At 32.5% G+C, this 19,422-nt stretch carries 23 protein-coding genes; 6 read left to right on the top strand and 17 right to left on the bottom strand.

Annotation, left to right across the window (positions count from 1 at the left end; all coding sequences use genetic code 11):
* Positions 1 to 288: 288 nt before the first annotated feature.
* From OWR28_RS14780 to OWR28_RS27040, 6 genes are all read left to right on the top strand, one after another.
* Positions 289 to 2,145 (top strand): two-component regulator propeller domain-containing protein, encoded by a 1,857-nt coding sequence (locus OWR28_RS14780; RefSeq protein WP_332387246.1) that lies wholly within the window; start codon positions 289 to 291, stop codon positions 2,143 to 2,145.
* 113 nt (positions 2,146 to 2,258) lie between these two features.
* Positions 2,259 to 2,927 (top strand): hypothetical protein, encoded by a 669-nt coding sequence (locus OWR28_RS14785; RefSeq protein ID WP_332387247.1) that lies wholly within the window; start codon positions 2,259 to 2,261, stop codon positions 2,925 to 2,927.
* A gap of 26 nt (positions 2,928 to 2,953) precedes the next feature.
* Positions 2,954 to 3,271: an ATP-binding protein gene (locus OWR28_RS14790; protein WP_332387477.1), complete on the top strand. Its 318-nt coding sequence runs from the start codon at positions 2,954 to 2,956 to the stop codon at positions 3,269 to 3,271.
* A 19-nt stretch (positions 3,272 to 3,290) separates the two neighbouring features.
* Positions 3,291 to 3,908 (top strand): response regulator transcription factor, encoded by a 618-nt coding sequence (locus OWR28_RS14795; RefSeq protein WP_332387248.1) that lies wholly within the window; start codon positions 3,291 to 3,293, stop codon positions 3,906 to 3,908.
* A gap of 357 nt (positions 3,909 to 4,265) precedes the next feature.
* On the top strand, positions 4,266 to 5,213 hold the full coding sequence (locus tag OWR28_RS14800) for a hypothetical protein (RefSeq protein ID WP_332387249.1): 948 nt from the start codon (positions 4,266 to 4,268) through the stop codon (positions 5,211 to 5,213).
* Positions 5,214 to 5,257: 44 nt separating this feature from the next.
* Positions 5,258 to 5,506: a helix-turn-helix transcriptional regulator gene (locus OWR28_RS27040; RefSeq protein ID WP_494168458.1), complete on the top strand. Its 249-nt coding sequence runs from the start codon at positions 5,258 to 5,260 to the stop codon at positions 5,504 to 5,506.
* Positions 5,507 to 5,901: 395 nt separating this feature from the next.
* Here the strand turns inward: OWR28_RS27040 and OWR28_RS14805 are convergent, their stop codons facing one another.
* From OWR28_RS14805 to OWR28_RS14880, 17 genes are all read right to left on the bottom strand, one after another.
* Complete coding sequence (locus OWR28_RS14805) at positions 5,902 to 7,782, bottom strand: phage tail-like protein (protein ID WP_332387250.1); 1,881 nt, start codon at positions 7,780 to 7,782, stop codon at positions 5,902 to 5,904.
* Complete coding sequence (locus OWR28_RS14810) at positions 7,700 to 8,131, bottom strand: phage tail-like protein (protein ID WP_332387251.1); 432 nt, start codon at positions 8,129 to 8,131, stop codon at positions 7,700 to 7,702. The genes OWR28_RS14805 and OWR28_RS14810 overlap by 83 nt, the downstream gene beginning before the upstream one ends.
* A gap of 371 nt (positions 8,132 to 8,502) precedes the next feature.
* Positions 8,503 to 9,219 (bottom strand): glycosyltransferase family 2 protein, encoded by a 717-nt coding sequence (locus tag OWR28_RS14815; RefSeq protein WP_332387478.1) that lies wholly within the window; start codon positions 9,217 to 9,219, stop codon positions 8,503 to 8,505.
* Positions 9,186 to 9,443, bottom strand: a complete 258-nt coding sequence (locus tag OWR28_RS14820; protein WP_332387252.1) for a glycosyltransferase — start codon at positions 9,441 to 9,443, stop codon at positions 9,186 to 9,188. Before OWR28_RS14820 ends, OWR28_RS14815 begins: the two co-directional genes overlap by 34 nt.
* Positions 9,444 to 9,602: 159 nt before the next feature.
* Complete coding sequence (locus OWR28_RS27045) at positions 9,603 to 9,839, bottom strand: Dabb family protein (protein WP_494168473.1); 237 nt, start codon at positions 9,837 to 9,839, stop codon at positions 9,603 to 9,605.
* Between the two features lie 17 nt (positions 9,840 to 9,856).
* Positions 9,857 to 10,249 (bottom strand): hypothetical protein, encoded by a 393-nt coding sequence (locus OWR28_RS14825; protein WP_332387253.1) that lies wholly within the window; start codon positions 10,247 to 10,249, stop codon positions 9,857 to 9,859.
* A 23-nt stretch (positions 10,250 to 10,272) separates the two neighbouring features.
* Positions 10,273 to 10,527, bottom strand: a complete 255-nt coding sequence (locus tag OWR28_RS14830) for a hypothetical protein (protein ID WP_332387254.1) — start codon at positions 10,525 to 10,527, stop codon at positions 10,273 to 10,275.
* A 303-nt stretch (positions 10,528 to 10,830) separates the two neighbouring features.
* Positions 10,831 to 11,424, bottom strand: coding sequence for a DUF6759 domain-containing protein (locus OWR28_RS14835; RefSeq protein ID WP_332387255.1), 594 nt, complete (start codon positions 11,422 to 11,424; stop codon positions 10,831 to 10,833).
* Positions 11,425 to 11,460: 36 nt separating this feature from the next.
* Positions 11,461 to 11,682, bottom strand: a complete 222-nt coding sequence (locus OWR28_RS14840) for a hypothetical protein (protein ID WP_332387256.1) — start codon at positions 11,680 to 11,682, stop codon at positions 11,461 to 11,463.
* 619 nt (positions 11,683 to 12,301) lie between these two features.
* A complete protein-coding gene (locus OWR28_RS14845) occupies positions 12,302 to 12,718 on the bottom strand; it encodes a thioredoxin-like domain-containing protein (RefSeq protein WP_332387479.1) in 417 nt (138 codons plus the stop codon).
* The gene (locus OWR28_RS14850; RefSeq protein ID WP_332387257.1) at positions 12,715 to 13,128 is read right to left on the bottom strand and encodes a hypothetical protein; all 414 of its coding nucleotides are present in this window, start codon (positions 13,126 to 13,128) and stop codon (positions 12,715 to 12,717) included. The genes OWR28_RS14845 and OWR28_RS14850 overlap by 4 nt, the downstream gene beginning before the upstream one ends.
* A gap of 35 nt (positions 13,129 to 13,163) precedes the next feature.
* The gene (locus tag OWR28_RS14855; protein ID WP_332387258.1) at positions 13,164 to 13,607 is read right to left on the bottom strand and encodes a hypothetical protein; all 444 of its coding nucleotides are present in this window, start codon (positions 13,605 to 13,607) and stop codon (positions 13,164 to 13,166) included.
* A gap of 441 nt (positions 13,608 to 14,048) precedes the next feature.
* Positions 14,049 to 15,284 (bottom strand): FISUMP domain-containing protein, encoded by a 1,236-nt coding sequence (locus OWR28_RS14860; protein WP_332387259.1) that lies wholly within the window; start codon positions 15,282 to 15,284, stop codon positions 14,049 to 14,051.
* A gap of 700 nt (positions 15,285 to 15,984) precedes the next feature.
* Positions 15,985 to 16,350, bottom strand: a complete 366-nt coding sequence (locus OWR28_RS14865) for a lipocalin family protein (protein ID WP_332387260.1) — start codon at positions 16,348 to 16,350, stop codon at positions 15,985 to 15,987.
* Positions 16,351 to 17,078: 728 nt separating this feature from the next.
* Positions 17,079 to 17,480 (bottom strand): lipocalin family protein, encoded by a 402-nt coding sequence (locus OWR28_RS14870; protein WP_332387261.1) that lies wholly within the window; start codon positions 17,478 to 17,480, stop codon positions 17,079 to 17,081.
* Positions 17,481 to 18,797: 1,317 nt separating this feature from the next.
* Positions 18,798 to 19,049 carry a hypothetical protein gene (locus OWR28_RS14875; RefSeq protein ID WP_332387262.1) on the bottom strand — a complete coding sequence of 84 codons (252 nt, stop codon included), beginning with the start codon at positions 19,047 to 19,049 and terminating at the stop codon, positions 18,798 to 18,800.
* Positions 19,046 to 19,396 carry a hypothetical protein gene (locus OWR28_RS14880; protein WP_332387263.1) on the bottom strand — a complete coding sequence of 117 codons (351 nt, stop codon included), beginning with the start codon at positions 19,394 to 19,396 and terminating at the stop codon, positions 19,046 to 19,048. The genes OWR28_RS14875 and OWR28_RS14880 overlap by 4 nt, the downstream gene beginning before the upstream one ends.
* Positions 19,397 to 19,422: the final 26 nt, after the last annotated feature.

Consider the following 19,422-nt stretch of genomic DNA (forward strand, 5'->3'; position numbering starts at 1 on the left):
TAATAAAAAAATCCATTAACTAATTCAATACAATCATTCAATTTGTGAAAATTTTTAACAAAAATCGCAATTACGACCTAATTAATCACAATATAGAGAATTACATTATCTGTAAAAATTATGCCATTATATTATATTTTAATATAATATTAAGAAAATTAAATATAAAATATTTAATTTTTTAAAATATTCTTAAATTCGAATTCAAAAATAAAATTATCCGAAATTAGGAATTTTATTAATTAATAACCACTTTATAGATAAAAATGAAAACCAAATATGTTAAGTATGAAAGAAAGATTTATATTTATTATACTGTTCAATTTTCTTAATCTTTATTCCCAATCTGACCTTATATGGCAAAATTATACTACTGAAAACGGCCTTCCCCAAAACAGTATTAAGGACATGATCACTGATAAGTATGGTTTTCTCTGGATTGCGACTGAGAACGGAATTACTCGCTTTGACGGAAGCCAATTTGTAACATCGGGAGAACAATATAATAAGAAGAGATTTAGAAATTTTGGGGGAAATATAGAAAAAGATAGTATTTTCAATGTTGATGAGCAGGGAAATACAACTCTACTGATCTCTAAACGACTGCTTCAAGAAAAAGTCTGGTATACAAAATTCTTAAAGACCACAACTACTTTTAATGGGTTAACATATAGACTTTATGATAAAAATGATGTTATCCATCCCAGAATGGATACAGATTTAATATTTATAAATGTAGGTAAATACGTATACTTTATTGGGAAAAACCTTATCATCACTTATGATCCGGCAACCGCCACTCAAAACAAAATCAAAGCTCCCTTCAACATGAAATTATGGAAAAATATATTCATGCATAATAACAATCTTTTTGTCTCCGTTTCTGGTCAGAAAAAAATTTTAAAAATCGATAGCGGTCAATCTTCACAGGTTGAATGCAGTTCTCTATATACAGATCCTGAAAGTATTATCTACTGGAGCCAGGGCAATCAGAAAGTATATATCATCAATAAGGATGTCATCTATAAAAGTACTTATAAAAATGGTAAGCTCGAAGCAGAAAAAATTACAATTATACCTAACTTAATTAAGAATTTCAAAGTATTCACCATAAAATCAATGGTCTATAACGAGAAAAACCAACAGTTATTCTTAGGAAGTTCATCAAAAGGACTCTTCGTCATTACGCTTCCTCAATTCAGTTCACCAGTTACAGAAACCGCATTTGACAGTAATGTTTTTTATTCAACACTTCCATTTAATAGTAGTAGTGTTATGACGCCGCAAGGGAATATTTATGACAGTATATCTCAGATTATTAACCCGTTCAGACCAGATATTAAAGATATGTACCATGATTACAAAAAATATTCATTAGCGACCAATAAAACAAAAGATATATTTTTTATTAAAAATAGCTTGCTTTATAAACGGCTTAAAAAATACGACTATAATAAAAGTGTAAAAGTTCCTGTGCATGAAGAAATCGATCTCATATTTAACAAAGATGAACAGATATTTATTGTATACATAAAAAATAATAAATACTATCTTGCTAAATATGACGATGAGCTTCAAAAAATCACTCCACTCTTTTACTTTAATTATCCTATTCATGATGTAAAAAAATACAATGAAGAGCAACTTCTTATTGCTGGGTCTAACGGACTTTATATAGGAAATTCAGCAAAGAAAGAAATCAAAAGAATTTTAAGCTATCAATGCAAAAGAATAGTACAGACCTCCGATCATAACATATGGATTTTAACGAAAAACCATGGCTTTTATCTTCTTAAGAAAAACAGGGTAATCCGCATGCCAGTAGATGAAAATTCCTATTTACTTGACCCTCATACTATTTTAGAAGACCATATGCAAAATTTGTGGATATCTACTAATAATGGTCTTTTTAAAGTCAAGATTAAAAATCTCTTACAATTTTCTCATCACTTGGATAAGTCCGTTGGTTATTACCGATACACTAACCAGGACGGCTTACCTACTAACGAATTTAATGGAGGTGGGAATCCCAATGGGAATATTTTAAACAACGGACAAATGGTATTGCCATCGATGAATGGTCTTGTTTTTTTCAGACCTGATAAGGTAAAATCATTTTATTTAAAGTCTACAGATCTTTTTTAGAGAGAGCTCAACTCGATGGAAATAAAGTAACTATCAAAAACAATACTCTGGATATTCCCAATAATGACTTTGCAACACTTGAGGTATTTATTGATTTTCCGTATTTCCATAATTTGAATAATGTAGATCTGCATGTTTCAGAGGATAATAGACAATGGCACGATATGGGTGTCCAGAGAAAATATTTAATCGACAAATTGTCACCAGGTAATCATAAAATTCAATTTCGATTTCTTGATGAAAGTAATAATTATATATATAAAACAGTACATATTAAAGTTGGTTTCTTTTTTTACCAGAATCCATACTTCCAAATATTATTTTCAACAATTTTGATAGTTGCTACACTTTTACTAATAAAATTCAATGAAAAAAGATTTAAGTCTAAAAATGATCTTTTAGCAAAAGCCAATACAGAAATTGATGCTCAGAAAGAGGAGATTAATAGCAGTACTATTATTCGTGAGAAACTTATTGAGGCTATATCCCATGACATTGCAACGCCAATAAAGCATCTTTCTCATCTTTCCAAAAAACTTAACGAAACTGATAGTCTGGAAATTCAAAAAAAATATTTCCACAGCATATATAGATCATCTGAACTACTGTATCGTTTTACCCTGGAGCTGGGTAACTATGCATTTCTTTTTACAAATACAATAGAAGAGTCAACTCCTTATCCACTCCATGAACTCTTAATGGAAAAAAAGTCTTTTTTGAAAACATTGCACAGGACAACAATACCTCCATTATATATCAGCCAAAAGAGAAACTTTATGTAAAAACAAACAAATCAGTACTTGCGGCCATCATCCACAATATTATTGACAATGCTGTCAAAAATACCAGCGAGGGAAGTATTACAATAAATATGTCTTCTGATGATGATTCTGTTTATATAGAAATAAATGATAATGGAAAAGGTATGTCGCAGGAACAGATCTACTACTATAATAACCTCCGTTCTATTTTAATTGAAGACATTCAATTACAGAAAAAGGGCTCAGGCTATGGTCTTAAATTCGTCCTTCTTCTGATCGACAAAATTAAATCTCAAATAAACTTTAATAATAATATTCCACAAGGGACAAAAGTAGAAATTAAAATACCTAAATTAAAAAGTTGACGATTATGAAAAAAACATCATGATAGCAGACGATCACTATGTGGTTAGAATGGGCACTGCTATAATTCTTGAGGGCGCTCATTCCGATTTCAGTATTGATCACGCAGAAAGTTTTCCTGAAGTTCTTGAGAAATTAAGCGAAAAGAACTATGATATGTTGATTCTCGACCTCGAAATGCCGGGAAGTACGTTCGAACATATGATTAAAGATATCAGAAAAATTCAGAATGACATCAATATTCTTATCTTTACAAGTCATAAAGAGAGTCAGGCAATATCTTATCTTTCTGCAGGTGCCAACGGATATCTTAATAAATCCTGTGAAGACACTAAAATTATTGAGGCTGTAAATTCCATTTTTTCTTCAGGATATTATTACCCACAAGCATTGTTGCATGAAGTGATCAGCAATGATTTCAATCCTACAGGCAAAGTGATAAGACCCCTTGATATGCTATCAGAAAGAGAAGCAGAAATTTACCATCATCTGGTTGATGGAAATGGTATACTGGAAATATCCAATATGTTGAACATTCATATGTCCACAGTAAGTACCCACAAACTCAGAATATTTAAAAAGCTTAATGTTCACTCTATTGCAGAATTGGTACATCTGCACAATAAGTATTACTCATAAAAATCAAAGCCGGTTATTAAATAACCGGCTTTTTAGTATTATCTCAGAAATACTTCTATTAAAATTTAATTTTAAAACGACTATATTTTCGTGAAAAATCTACGATTGATTAAACAAATTAAAAGGAATATCTTTTTACATTTGCTCTCTCAAAGTATTTGCTGGCTATAAGCATTATCCTCTTAACTAATGATATGCTGAGAACCATTCACCTGAAATAATAATCAGAAAATTCTATTCCGACACTTATAAACTCTGTATAAAACGGAGTTAAAATCGATTCATAACAACAGCAAGCCTAAACCATATGTCAAACCAAACATAACAAGATTAACAATAAAATAGATTTAACACTTAATGATGAAAATATTTCTCTCCACTATCTTATTATATATCTCTTTTTTCACGTTTGCTCAAAGCGATCCCAGCCTGAATGTACAGAACATGCAATCCGTGATGCGCTATTTAAGGTTTAATAATTTCGATAAAGCAGAACGAACAATAGATGAAAATTTTATTTATTCCTCAGATGATTCTAAAAAAGTAATTGGTTATATCGGATTATCCTTGCACTACGATGCTCTTCATCAACCAGAAAAAAGAATTGGGCTGCTGAAAAAAGCATATATAATTGCAAGAAAAACAAACAAACCGATTGATCAGGCATATGTAGAATACGGATATGCAAAATATTATCTCAGTCGTAAAGAATTCGACCTATTTTTACAGAGTTACAACAGAGGCTTTGCAAATTTGAAAGGTTTAAAAAATGAAAATTTTCTAATCAGTATGTATTACTGTCTAAAGACCAGATACCTTATTGATACCAATAGTAATGAAAATACAAATTTACAGGACATCAAAAAGAACTCCGCTAAAGCAGTTGAATATGCTGTCGAATCAAGAAATCCTCTTCTGATCAATATGGAAGGCGATGGCAAATCATTGGAATTCTTTTATCAAATTAATCAGAAAAACCAGCTGATCAATGAACTGAAAGTAAAAAATAAAAAGTATCTTAAACAAAGAACTACATTTCTGATAATGGCTTTATCTGCAGTATTTGGGATTGTTATTTTAATATTTACCCTGAAATACAAAGAAAAAACAAACAAACACCAGTCTCATCTTCTTACAAGAGAAAAGAATTACCTTAAAGTGCAACAACAGAAATTGGCACTGCAAAGCGAAAGACTACAAAAACAGGCTATCGTTACATCACTTCACCTCAATTCCAAAAATGCAGTACTCCACGAGCTTAAGAACAGTTTGGAGAATAATGATACTAACCTGAAAAAATTCTAAAAGACGAACAACTGATAGATCATGATTTCAAAGAACTTTATCAGATGACAAAGGAAATTCATCCTAATTTCTTTAATCGGATTCAGAAACAATCAAAAAGCAAGCTTACAACCCAGGATATGAAATATGCAGCTTATATTTATTTAAATCTCAATAATTTTCAGATATCAAGTATTCTAAAAGTTGATCCAAAGACCGTAAGGGTAACTAAGTACCGATTAAAACAAAAGATGGGGCTCAGTAAGGATGATGATCTGTGTCACTTCATACAGAGCATTGCAGAGATGACATAAAAACATTTCAAAATAGTTATTTTCATAACATTCTTAGAGTTGTGTGACGCTATTAAAGAAGATACAAAAACGGATAAATACAAAAAGGCTATCTCAAAATTGAGATAGCCTTTTTGTATTGAAAATTAAAAGCTTTTCTAGTATCTGTGTAGTATCACTAGTTTGCAGTTACTATATGAATCAGAGAAAACCTGCACAAAAGATTAAGCTCCAAATAAAAGTTAAATATTTCCCCTCTAAGAACCACTGCTAAAAGATCAGAGTTGGTCCATAATATGAAGTCGCTCATAGAGCGATTAACAGGTTAAACTATTTTTAAACGGAATATATTTTGACTATAAAATAGACTGCTCACAAACGAACAGTCTATTCCCATAAAATTTTTATAATTTATATTATGGCCAGTAGCCTGTTAGTGGATCTCCCCCACTTCCTCCAGGCGTCTTCGGAATATCACTACCGGACCCCGGATCAAAGTTCGTTACAGTAACTGAGGTATCGTAAATTCCATAAAGCACTACAGCAAGATTTGTTCCCGAGTTGGCATAGTCTCTTGAATTGAAAATAAAACGGTATTTAAATTTTTTATTTCCCAAACCGTTAAACCATTGACTTCCGGAAGTATTATTTAAAATAAATGTAGCCCCCACTCCACTTACTTCTGGAAGAATTAAAGGTGAAAATGCTCCCGCATGTGCCCCGATTTCTCCTGTAGTAATAGGTTTATTTGAATTTCCCTGCAAATAACAATCCAAAGACCCTAACGCTTCATTAGAGTTGATTGGTCCATTCCATTTCTTAATTTGACCCAGATCATCATCACTTGATCTAACGAATATGGATGCCGACATTGCAGAACCGGACAAGTTCCTTACCCAGACCTTATAGAATTCTGTTATACCGCCCTGAAAGTTATAATTATCCTGTATTTCAAGTCTTAGCATTCCATTATCAGCACCAGTCCTAAGAGAGGTAGGCTTCCCATGAATCATTGTTTCCCATACTTTTGGCTTGACATCTATCGTAAACGAAGCGCTTATAGATGATCCTCCCGGAACAGTATTACTGATATAATAAGTGGATTTCTGATTATTACTTCCATTTGCTCCCTGGGAAACTTCTTCTGCTGTCATTGGAAACTTACCGGTTGTAGCATTAGCAGCATTCAAAACAACAGTCTGGTTTCCGGCAGCTACCATAATTTCACCGCTGTCAAATAAAATACCGTTCTTATCAGTTGATACCAGTCTTATTTTACCCGCTTGACTGACATTTAGATTAACATTTACTTTATTAGATGTTGTGAGTTTTGTTGCAACAGTGTAAGTCCCATAAGCAGTTGCGCCTGAACTGGTAAAAATTGCAGCATTGGCTGCCGGATGAGAAATATCAATACTGCATAATGATCCGTTGGAATTGGTCATTGCTAAACTAGAAGTGGCAGTAGTAGGAGTTCCACTATATGCAATATCAATAGAAGTTGTAGAGGATGTTGCCCCGGAAATACCGGCAAATGTATAAGTAACTCCATTGATGGTTTGATTAATAGCCGGAATATCTTTAGTTCCTGTAACAACTATTGGTACTTTAACAATACCTGTTCCCGAAACTCCTTGTGTCATAAGTGGGGTAACGGTAGCCATTGTACAATTATAATTATAGGCATTCACAGTACCTGTAGAGTCTTTAGTATAAGTACATACTGAAATCCCATTGCTTTTAACAGTAAAATTGATTGTAGATGATGAAGGTGATCCGGCAGCGTTAGCTACAGTAACATTCTGTACACCAGTGGCCGTAAAGGTACCACCCGCTGAATATGCAATGCCATTATCCGATGTAATACTAATCGCATACGGCCCAATGTGAGTCACATTGACACTTACCGTTATACTGTTGCCGGAAACAGAATTACCTATTGTATAGGAATTGGTATCAGCAGCTGGAAACTGACTACAGTTTATTGTAAAATCAGCAAATGTTGAAGGATCACAAGAGCTTTGGCATAACGACACCCACTGGTTCTTTGCAATATTCCAATAGTTATAACATCCTGTATCAGTATTGTAAATCAATAATCCATCTCTGTTAGCGTCAATATTTCCTGGCAATATAGCATCTCGCTGTGCCTGAGACATTCTTGGCAGTAATACTCCCTTTGTGGCGGAAACAATATCCAGCATTGATTTAGCATTAGGACTTGTAGTACCGATTCCCACTTGCGCGAAGCCCATGCAACCTAACAGTAATAGAATAAAATAAATTATTTTTTTCATTGTTTTTTATTTTTAAATTTTTACTTTGTTGAACAATTTTACTATGCGGAGCCGGAATTGGAGAACCTTCCGTACCACACATATATTTCCATGTGCTTGATAAAGCATGATAGTAATTAAAACATTTTTCATCAGTGTTAAAAATTAATAAACCGTCATCTTGTGAAGAAACAGCAATTGCATCTCTTTCCAACGTGGTCAACCTTGGAAACAATACACCTGAATTTTCAGCATCAATTTCTAATAGTGATTTTATGTCCGGACGAAATGAGGGATCTTTACTGATTCCAACGCTTCCGCTTTGCTGGGAATAAACAAAACCGGAAACAAAGCAAATAATAGCAATCATTTTTTTTCATTTGTAATGTATTATGGTTAAAAAAATTATAATGAACATTTCCTAAGGCTAAGAAATGAATCGATATCAGTTAGTGTAGATTGAAATACGAATAAGCAAAGATTCATAAAAAGAAACCTGCTCAGAAAATTCCTGCATTACAATTCATATACAAACTTATTTTTAGGGTATACAATTTATATACAGTAAAAACAAAACAATGATTATCAACCACTTAAAACCAAATCCAAATATAACCAAGTTACTTATCCCAGACATCACCAATAAAAAAACCGGCCTTCAGGGGCCGGAATACCTAAATAAAATTCTCCAAAATACTATTGACCAAAAAAACGTAATTAATAATATGATAGTACAGAAAATTAAAAAAATAGAGAATCTCTAAAATTACTATTATATATATCTGCACGAATAATAGTATTATCCATAATCATATATTTAAGGATCATACCCCACTTTTTTACAAATGATGCATCTCCTATACAAAAGCTATGATACATTCTGCGTATATGTATTTTAATTTCATCAGGAATAAAATCCTCGTTGTTCGCCCATTCGTAAAGTTCCTTCCATAAGACAACTTTTTTAGAAGCTGGATTTTCTTTATCTGGAATAATAAGACTAATCCTATCAGGTTCAAAAATACCTCTCATCGCTATGGGCTTATTGATAATACCTGGATAAAGATTCAGATAAAAGGAAAGACGCAGCAGAAAATCCTTATCTGCATAAAATGGCAGCTGTTTAAAAAACTCTTTCATTTTTTTTATGAAAGGGGCTTTTCGCAAAGTAAGGGTATTGATATGCAATTTGCCAAAAAGGCTTCCTAATGTTAGTTGGCCTGCAAAAACAGCCTCAGGATGACACTTTTCACAAACTGTTATCAAACGGTTTTGATAGCGCTGAAAATATTTGTCTTTTGCTTTTTTTGAATGGTAATAAACACCCAAGGCCCCATAGACCCCATCTACTTTGTTATTTGTAAACATTTCTCGTTCGGCATCAAATCTATTAGAAAGATAATGGTCATGAGCATTCAGAAATGCTATATAGTCACCTGTTGATTTTTCAATTCCCAGATTTCGCTTGCGCTGGCACCGTGATTCTGCTGATCTGAATGTTGAAGAAGTTTCACTCTTTCATACTTCTGCTCAAGTTCTTTACAAACATTTAATGATTGGTCATAAGATCCATCTTCAATAAGGATAACTTCGTAAACCTCTCCAAATTGTAAAGCAGATTCAACAGCATTTGTAATAAGTACTTCTGCATTACAGACAGGAATAATAACTGAAATTTTCATTAAATAAATTTTTAACCTTCTACAACATCTTCATGTTACAAAACAAATTTCCTCACCATTCTATTATAATGAATATAATAAGCAAAAGGTATGTGATTAAAATAATTCCTATCTGAATCTAATCTAGGTTCATATACAGGCTCTTGAAATACTATAGTGCTATTTTATAACATCATAATCAAAAACAAGAGCACCGCCAGTACTTTCCAAATAAGAACTAACAAAATTTTTGAATTCGTCATGCATGGGATCAAAATTACCGGAACCATTTCGAAATGGTTTACCAACATAGTAATCGCGGTCTTCCAAAGACAAAAAGCTTACACGAAAGGCTATCTCAAAGTTAGTATCGCTCTTTGTGTTGCTATTTTTATATCCATATTCAATAAACTGAATGTAAGGATTACCATTTTTTAGGAATTCTTAAGTTCCAGAAAACGGTTGATCACCTTTTGCTTTTCAGCTTCTGTGATTGTATTGCGGAACTTAAACAAGACCCAGTGGTCAAGCCTATAACCTTTTCCAGGAACATTACCATTTCCTTTTTCATTACTTGCAAAGTCAAAACTGAACAGCTTATTACTTAAATCTAAATAAGGTTTCAGGGACTTTTTGAAGTTTTCATATGCTGATATTGACATTCCAGGTTCAGATGATTTCCCATCAAAGTAATCCCTGTCTTCGTAAGAACGAAATGAAATCCTTATTCCTATATTGTATCCTGCTGAAAGCCCTTCCTTACTATTCTGAAAGCCATATTCTACTTTTAAATATGGCCTTCTATCTTTTAATAATGTACTTAACATTTTAATTTTTTGCAAAAGTTCCTTTAATTTTTTTCCGAAAGATCTTTTTTAAATCTGACTAATACTAGCCTTTCAATTCTTTCCTTTGATTTTGGAGCCTCAAAAGCCGGATCGCATGATAAAGCTGAAAATGCCAATACCGTCAAGATCCCGACACATAAAACTCTGAGAAATTTTGAGCCATTCTTGTATCTGCTCATTGTATACTGATTAATCACTTCACAATATTCCCAAAGAATATCATCTTGTTCTGAAATCAATTTTCCTTTTTCATCCATATTTTTTTCATGTAAAATTTATTTAACATTTTCGAATCTTCATACTTTCAAATTATCCACGGGTTGTTTGAGATTTCATCCAATCGCTAATTGCTGCGTCTCCTTCCTTTAGAGTTTATCTATCTTTTTTAGCAGGAAAAATGGTATGGTATAAAATAGATAACTAACTTCGTGGTCAATCATCTGTAATTTATTTAAATATTGGAATTTGTTATAAAAAATATTTTATGAACTAAATAAACTGATCTGAAATATTTTAAGCCATGCAAAATATTCAGCAAAAACATTAAATAAATCTTGAAGTTAATTTCCCAGTGTTAAGTAAATTCCTTTATTAATATCCTTTAGTTTTTCATATTTAACTCCGCAAATGTTTCCACTGATAGTATACTTTCCTTTTTCAAGCACTATAAAATTTTCACCATCATGTGGAACTGCAAGGTCATACTCTCCGTACTGTTCTTTAATATGCAGAATAGTATTGCATTGGCTCTGGTTTTTAACAAGCAGCAGTGCATTACGTGATTCCTGATTATTATTGAATATTTCATTCAATAAATTAACGGTCTTATCTTTATGCTTTATTCTGTCAGCCTGTAACAGTTTCTCAAATCTTTCAGTATCAACATCTGAGATAACATTCTTCTCTGCCTTCACCGGCCTGGCCTTCATGGGGTTAAATCTTGCTTTCATCCACGCATCACTTTTAAGCGTTATGATCCTTTTCTTTAATAAAGCATTTTTAGGATCATCAGGATGAGCCTGATTAATATAATTCTGAATTTCTTCAATATCATTACTTGTCAGAATATTATGTACATTTTTAGCCCCACCACACTGAATCAATATCATAAGTAGCATAGGCAAAAACATCACTTTTACCGTCTCCTTCATCATTTTGTTTTTACGTATTAATCAAAATTATTCATTTAATTATTTATCATCGACTTGATATTTGGCAACCCATTTATGTAAAGTGGTCTTTGGAATGCCATATTCCATGATTATCTGATTGACAGTTTTCTGCCCTGTAGTCACCAATTCGATCATAAAATCGATAACTTCTTTAGTATATATATTCTTTCTGAACCTGGGCATGGAACTTTTGGGGCCATCCAGAGAATTTTTTACAATAGTAGATGCTGGTGCATACAAAATCAGATGCTGTGAGTAAATGCGAAAAAGTCATACTCTAATAGTTTGCTCCACATGAGCAAATATCTGGAATCTATGCTTTCTTCCGTATACATCTTCGATACTTCTGCTGGTGATAGTGATAAAAAGGAACAGATTCTCGATTCATTGATATCTAGTTCCAGAACTCTTTTCTTTAAGAGTTCTCCGATATGTATGTTTTTAAATATATTAGAACTCATAAGCATGTATATTTATTCACTGACTTAGTATAAACACTTATAAAAATAATTTTTTCCATTTTGTCACCGTATTCCGGCTTAATTTGAAGCATTCTGCAAGCTGCAAATTGCTGCACTTATATTTTTCTGATAATCGAGAATTTTTAAAATAGTCACACGATCGTACGATTTATGTCTTGCATTAAAAGATATCGTTTCATGATCATCTCTACCAGCTATAATAGCACTGAGTTTCAAAACATCATAACTCATCAAATGATCTTTCTCAAAAAAAACTGCATTTTTCTATCAGATGAGGATATTTTAAAGTAACAAGATCCATGTAAATTTTTTTATAATCAGGTATACTAGATACCTGAGATTTTCTTTTTTACTATTCTTCATATTTTCTTTGCATTTTATTGTTGAGGTATAACATAAGGTCTTGGTGGTTTGCGGATCTTTCTCCATAATTCCGTTGAGGGATCATTTAATGCTTTTAATGCAGCATCAGCAGAACTAGTACGGTTTGTAATATTTCCATATTGATCCACGATAAAGAAAGTAGGTGTTGCCTGAACAGCATAATTTAAAAAATTAGATCCCTTCATACCTTTAAAATCACAAGATAAAGTATCTTTCCATCGCAGTTTATCAGCAGTATCTTTAAAGATCTTCGAATCTGTATCTCCGGAAATAGCAATCATCCTGAACTTATTCCCGAGAAGAGCCCCTTGTTTTTCAGCTAGCACTTTCATCTCTTTATCACAATGTCCGCAGTCTGACAGATAAAATACAAGAAGAGTCTTTTGATATTGACTGTCTGTAAAATCTATTTTTTTGTGTTGGTGATACCATTTTCCACTGAACTAATAACAAGATCCGGTGCTTTACTCCCTGTAGTAGCTTTCTGATATACCGACATAATACCATTATAGGTGGTTATCTTACCTGAACCCACTATGACGGGAGAAAGCTTTGCTATGATATCATCACTACCTGATTGGGTCAGATGATAAGTAACCTGTTCTGCAAATGCACGGTATAATTTATCTTCCGGAAGTTTATCTCCAATACGTTTAAAATCTCGTAAAAAGGCTATTCCCCCGTCATTTTTTTCTTCAAGGTCTGTAAACATTTTAAAAACACTATCCCAATGACCGGAAGTATAAAGACTGTTCAATGGAATGTCGTCGATGATAGTACGGACCAGCTCCTTTCTGCTATCATCTTCATTTTCTTTCAATGCCCCTCCCAATCCATTGGTAATATTAACGACCCTTAAAAATTCAGATGCATAATTCTTACTTTTCTGAAGATTTTTTGGAATAAAGAATAGCGTTCTTTTTGTAAACTAAGCTCCTGTTGGTAAAGACTGTAGTTTTTACTGCTGTTTGGATAAACTTTTGTAACCATTGCCATGGCAAGAAATTGGTCAACAATTGACTTCTGTTCTCTAAATTGAGACTCCAACAAACTGTTTTCATTATTATTTTTGTAAATGATGTTTTTATTGTCAGGTACAGCAGAGGCACATTCTACAGAAAAATCATGTCCGGGAATAATCATATCCAGTCCTCCTCCCTCTTGAGTATCAGTAAGAAGCCATCTAGACATTCCTCTATATGGTGATAATTCTTTGGGAACTTCCAGTGTAAACCTTCCGTCTGAAGGAATCGTTCCTTTTTGTACGTTTGTATCTTTACCCTGAAAAAGAATAAACATGTATTTTTTTCCTGCAAAATGCGGAAAATTCATAGTAATTGACTGCGCTGAAGTACTGACAGCAGTACTTACTAGCATAATGATTAACCATATGAGTTTGTTTTTGTGATACATAAGAGATAATGTAGTTACATGATTTTTAATATTTTAAGTCAGTTTTGAAGTCAGATTTTTTGAATACAAACACCAATATTCCTGATTGTTCATTGGTGGGAGCCGTACTGCTATTGAGCAAGAAATAAAATGCTTGTACAAGTTTAGTTATAAATAGATTTCAAGAGCAGTTTCGAACTAAGCCTCCCTATTTCTGTTCTTCTTAATAATGGATATAAAACCATTTATAGAAAGTGTATACAATTATAATTGCTATATCATAAGGAATTAAAAATTCATTTAAAATAGAATTAACTTTATATTGGTTTAGTAAGTCATATACGAAATTTATTCTGAAATACAACGTACTGAAAATCCATTAGTAAAATTGCTGGAATTGGAAACTACTACTGAGCCATTGGTGAAGTTCATTCTGTATGCCCCTAATGTTCCGTTTATTGAGGTACTCCAATAATATCCGCCAAAGGCACGCCCTCCTAGAGCACCGTTAGGATAATCTCGATACCCGGCCGTGGGGAACGTTAAAGTATTTCCATTATTTGTAAATACTTTCGCTGCACCGAAATTGGTAGAGCCGTTTGTTGATGTTGAAGCCCAAGTTCCATAATTGTTTGTTGAACTAGCTGTGTTAAAACCTGCCCACTCATTTCGGGTTGGCACTCTATAACCTGTCGGACACGGATCATTTCCTGTTTTAATAGGAGAAGTATCCGTGCCGCTATTCCAGGCATTGCTAGCAGCAGAAGTTGTACTCCATCCTGAAATAGCATTTGCACTTGTATAGGGAGTGGCTTTCGGAGCAAGTCTACCCCATTGATAATAATTTCCCATAATCGCTTGTGTTGGAACGTTAGGATCCTGTGTTGGATCAGCACCAATATTACGAGTCAACATTTGTCGAGTTTGTCCGTTGACAATTACATCTAAAGCATCCGGAAATGCACTTGAAGGTAGCACCGTTAAACTGAAGCCACAAGTTTCTCCTCCCAAATCAACATTAAAAGTTGCTGTACCTGCAGCAGAAGGAGTTCCTACAATATTAAAAACTAATGAGCCACTACCATTATTTAATGTTCCGGATGGAAGTACAGCATTAAGACCTGTCACCCCTATAGAAGGAACATTTAACGCAGAATAAACACCACTATTCCCTCCATTATAAGGAATTGTAACACTTACACCCGAAGCAGGACTTGTTGCTTCTAAAAACCCTATATTAGTAGATGTTGAACATAATAACTGTGTTAAGGCTGCAGTACTTGTACCACTCGAAATCATCTTTACCCAACGGTTGCTGCCAGCATCAAAATAATAGAAACCGGAAGCATCCATACCTTCTACCTGGCCGGTACGGTTGTTAGTGTCAGGAGCTGCTGTAACAAAAGCAAGCGTCGCATGTTGATCTGATCCATAAGCTCCCGATGCCTCGGCTGTTTTCAATTGGTTACCAGTTACACGAGGGATAAGAAGCCCTTCTGAAGCACTTCCATCAGTAGTTTTACTTGTCATATCAACAGTAGTTTTAGGAGTAACATTATTTATTCCTACTTGTCCGTAGGACAATGCACTAAGGAAAATTATTGGTAGAAAAAATTTCTCATTTTAAAATATTTTAAGGATTATTAATTTATTTATATTTGTAGATAACTGATTTTTAATGTTATTTTTCAAAAGTCATCATTATAATTATATATTCTACTCCCAAGATTTTGTTCCTCCTATACTCCTATACTTACTAATACCTATTTAATTCATTGTCATAAAAGAATATTAACCAAATTTAAGGTTTGACAACTAATTAAAAAACCGACTATTAGTCAAATTATCACTAATAAACTGTAGTTTTTAAACTAATATTATCTGGAGTTTTACATACAAAAAAATGTGGCAAAATATATTGCCACACAAAGGGAAACCCAAAAGACTAAGGATGAAAAAACTAGTAATTAAATTCGTGACAATAATGTTTAAGAAAGATATTAAGAAAAGTCCCGGCATCTGAAGTGTGGCCAGTGCCGGGCACTCAAAGATAAAATAATAAGGATAGCATTATGTTTTTGATATGAAAAAATTTACCTCTGCTATACAGTTATCCTGACACTTTACCAAGTTTTATTGAGAATAAAACTTTCTTACTTTAGTTATATTATCTGCAAGACCATATCTAAATAAATAAACCAAATGGAAAAGCCAAACAAAACAGAACACAAGTGTTATATAAAACAGGTATTAATGTGTCTTTATTATTCTAATTCAAAGTTTTTTAATTTTCTTTATAATAGTATTCTGTATCACTGATATTAGATCTTATAATAGGAGATAGAATTATTTCGCTGTCATCTATTTCTTTAATAAGGAAAGTATCAATTCCTTTTGAGGCCAAATCAACAATTTCGGTACTATACCACAAATGAAGTGTATCATCAGACACATTCCATTTATTATACTGCAAAGTATAAATATTCACCGAAGCAGCATTTCCGTTTTCCTCTAATTCGAACCCTTGCCTTTCTCTTTGTTGACCTGCAATAGGATGCAGCCATTTTCCTACTAGCTTTTCTCTGTAGGGATTGGGAACAGAAGCTGTAGATGAAAATCCAATTGCTGATTTTTTCTGAAGATGGGCCACATGCAGCTATTAGGCCAAGAAGTGTGAAAAGAATTGTTTTTTTCATATTGTGTAATTTAAAATGTAAGCAATTATAAAAATTCACCTTCCCACTAATTTTACACTTCAATTTATAACTACCTTTTGCATAATGTTATAGCACAAATCTAAATCTTTATAGCAAAATATAACATTAAATATCAGTCATATTATAACTAACAATTTATAGTTTTTTCACTCAACACATTAGATATCCCAGTATAATGATCTCTACTTTCATAAACTAAAAATGCGGCAATAAATTGCCGCACGAGAGTTATTTAAACCCAAACACTAAGGATGAAAAGTTAGTATTTCTAAAATGAATATGACTATGAAGCTCTAACAATAATTTGTACAATTAAACACATCAACGTGTTTATGCATAGTGCTTTGGTTTGTTACCCCTCATGATAAATTCAACCTTATCAATTTTCTTACTTTTATTAATTATACTCTTTTTCTATTTTTTGCCGAAGTAACGCTTAATTAAAACCTGGCAGGAACCGTACTCTGCCAGGTACCCAAATTTAATAATATGACAGCGTTTAAATCTTTGTATTATAAATTATATAGTTTTGTGTTTTTGAGGGTTCTTTAGTACACCAAATCTAAAAAAATGTTTTTTGTGTATGAAATGATTTATAGTCGCATTATCACTATTATTAAGTAGTTTTTTAGCTGACGCTTTTAAATTTGATTCAAAATTTTTATTTCTCTTTAGTATAAGATTCTTCATTCGTACTATTGGTTCCAATTGGAGCAACCACTAAATTATTAATATTGAGTTTTTTGATAATAAGAGTATCAACACCATCTGAAACCTGCTGAACGCCTTCTGTATGATACCAAAGAAACAGAGTATCCTGCATAACCATCCATTTATCATACTGCAAAGTATGAATATTCAATGAAGTAGCCACCCCGTTTTCATACAGCTCGAACCCCTGTTTTTCACTTTCCATTCCAGGAATAGGCTGAAGCCATTTTCCTACAAGTCTGGCTCTTTGTGTATTAAAATCTTTAGTAGAATCTGAATTTTTATTTCCTGAAGGTGAAGTACACGCAGTCAGTATACCAAGGGCAATCCATAACATAGCTTGTTTTTTCATAACATGTAAAATTTAATAGTTTTCAAAAATTATTATTTATAAATGATTATAGTATTCGTAATTCTCAATTGAAATAATACTTAAACAAAATATTATCTATTTAAACAAGAATTATGTAAAAGTAAACCATATCTTTTTAAGATGTTAGAGAAACAATATAATATTACATTGAAAACAATGTAATATTATAACTACAATATTTTTATCGACTATTACTTATTGATTATCAAAGCATGAAAATACTTCTCTGTTTCTTTTTCGCAATCATCAAAATACTGATCGATCCTTTTATTCTACTTTTCACAATCGCTCTCATCATTATTATTTTAAGAAAAAGAATAAATATAAGGCAGCAGGTAGGATTAAATAGTATTAGTGATTACTGCGTTAATAAAAACCGGTATTTAGGGAGGCTCACTGCAAACTATCTGCAAGGAAGCATTCGCACCCCGATTCGTTCAGTTTTTTGTTCATCAGTAATTATAATTCTAAGAGGAGAAACAGTCGATCTGAATCAAATTCATCACCCTAGTATTATTTCTTATTCAAGGCTTATTGTTGCTTTTAAACTTTATCAGAATTCTTACCGAAATAGACAACTATGTAAAATATTAACTTCTGGAAAAGGTAGTCAAGATGGAATTTCTGAGGCTTCGTTTTATGTCAGGATTCTTGTTCAAATGGAATTCCTGAAGCCGATATCATGATACCCTACGTTTCGGATCTTATTAACACACAATTTACTCTGATTCCCCATTCATATAATGCTACAATGACCCCCATGATGCTGAGTGAGATTGTGGAGATATGGCAGCTTCAGCTATATAATAGGTTGGGTATTAATTAGTAATCTTGATCTGTTGTGCATTAGATCAAAAAGCAATACAAAAAACCATTCATAATGATTAATTATGAATGGTCTAAATTAAATGAAAATCACGGTTTATCATCAAATTTTGATAAACCAATTTCAAAAAAAATGAAACCATCTATTTATAAAAACCAATTGTATATTATTTCTTTAAGGGATTATTTAAGCTTTTATATGCAACATCCGAGTGCATAATTGTTTTTGATAAAGACCGGAGCGGGATGAATTCTCCGGTAAAACCACAAATTATGATAATAGAATTTAATTATGTTAAACTACGCCATCCCTTTCTTTTTCACACCAATAAAATTAACTATAACATTTACTTACCAAATGAAGTGTAATTTTTTTGTATATTTATTGTAGCAATGTACTACCTTAATTTTATATACAACCTTGACAACCTGTAGTTTTAACTTTATCCAGCTGTAAAAAACACTATAAAATTACTTCAGATAAGTACCGCTTATTTGTTTAGCTATAGCCTCAGCATTAGCTGAAAAATTTTCTATCAACGATGTATTGATCATATTAAGCTTATTCAAATTGTCATTTTCCGCTGAGATTTCTTTTTTAATATTAAATTTGTTCTTAAAATTTTCCTCTTTTTGAAGTAACCCTTTAAGCTGATTAATAGTAGACACAGAAAAACCAATCCTTCTAAGCAGACTTCCATAATCATTTCTGGTATTGGTCATCCCACCAAAAAATCCTGAAATATGATTTGCTCTGCCCTGTATATTATTTGTCTGTTTGTAATTTCGATGACGTTGGTGTAGGATGGAATTGTAGATTGTGAATCGTTATAATGCATTAAAGGCAACCGTTGTTCAAAGTATAGAACACCAGATTTCTGATCATTCTTAGTAAGGGTATACTGGTTGGAATTATTCGCAATCCAATTTTTCAGAATCAGGTACATTTCATTTTTTTGCATGCCAGTAGTTATGGTTCTAGAATAGGTATATTCACCACCTGACATTTCCACTTTTTGAGCATAGAAAAACGAGGTAAAAGCAATAAATAAGATAGAGATTTTTTTCATGGTATATTTTAAGTTTATTATTTGAA

This window comes from Chryseobacterium sp. 1B4 (genome assembly GCF_036631475.1).
In the GTDB taxonomy this organism is placed as follows: domain Bacteria; phylum Bacteroidota; class Bacteroidia; order Flavobacteriales; family Weeksellaceae; genus Chryseobacterium.

Coding starts and splice junctions, on each gene's coding strand:
- OWR28_RS14875 (WP_332387262.1), bottom strand. CDS start 19,049: ATGACCAATACCAGAAATGATTATGGAAGTCTGCTTAGAAGGATTGGT.
- OWR28_RS14825 (WP_332387253.1), bottom strand. CDS start 10,249: ATGTTAAGTACATTATTAAAAGATAGAAGGCCATATTTAAAAGTAGAA.
- OWR28_RS14805 (WP_332387250.1), bottom strand. CDS start 7,782: ATGAAAAAAATAATTTATTTTATTCTATTACTGTTAGGTTGCATGGGC.
- OWR28_RS14810 (WP_332387251.1), bottom strand. CDS start 8,131: ATGATTGCTATTATTTGCTTTGTTTCCGGTTTTGTTTATTCCCAGCAA.
- OWR28_RS14830 (WP_332387254.1), bottom strand. CDS start 10,527: ATGGATGAAAAAGGAAAATTGATTTCAGAACAAGATGATATTCTTTGG.
- OWR28_RS14800 (WP_332387249.1), top strand. CDS start 4,266: ATGATGAAAATATTTCTCTCCACTATCTTATTATATATCTCTTTTTTC.
- OWR28_RS14855 (WP_332387258.1), bottom strand. CDS start 13,607: ATGTTTATTCTTTTTCAGGGTAAAGATACAAACGTACAAAAAGGAACG.
- OWR28_RS14780 (WP_332387246.1), top strand. CDS start 289: ATGAAAGAAAGATTTATATTTATTATACTGTTCAATTTTCTTAATCTT.
- OWR28_RS27040 (WP_494168458.1), top strand. CDS start 5,258: ATGACAAAGGAAATTCATCCTAATTTCTTTAATCGGATTCAGAAACAA.
- OWR28_RS14870 (WP_332387261.1), bottom strand. CDS start 17,480: ATGAAAAAACAAGCTATGTTATGGATTGCCCTTGGTATACTGACTGCG.
- OWR28_RS14795 (WP_332387248.1), top strand. CDS start 3,291: ATGATAGCAGACGATCACTATGTGGTTAGAATGGGCACTGCTATAATT.
- OWR28_RS14835 (WP_332387255.1), bottom strand. CDS start 11,424: ATGATGAAGGAGACGGTAAAAGTGATGTTTTTGCCTATGCTACTTATG.
- OWR28_RS14880 (WP_332387263.1), bottom strand. CDS start 19,396: ATGAAAAAAATCTCTATCTTATTTATTGCTTTTACCTCGTTTTTCTAT.
- OWR28_RS14820 (WP_332387252.1), bottom strand. CDS start 9,443: ATGAAAATTTCAGTTATTATTCCTGTCTGTAATGCAGAAGTACTTATT.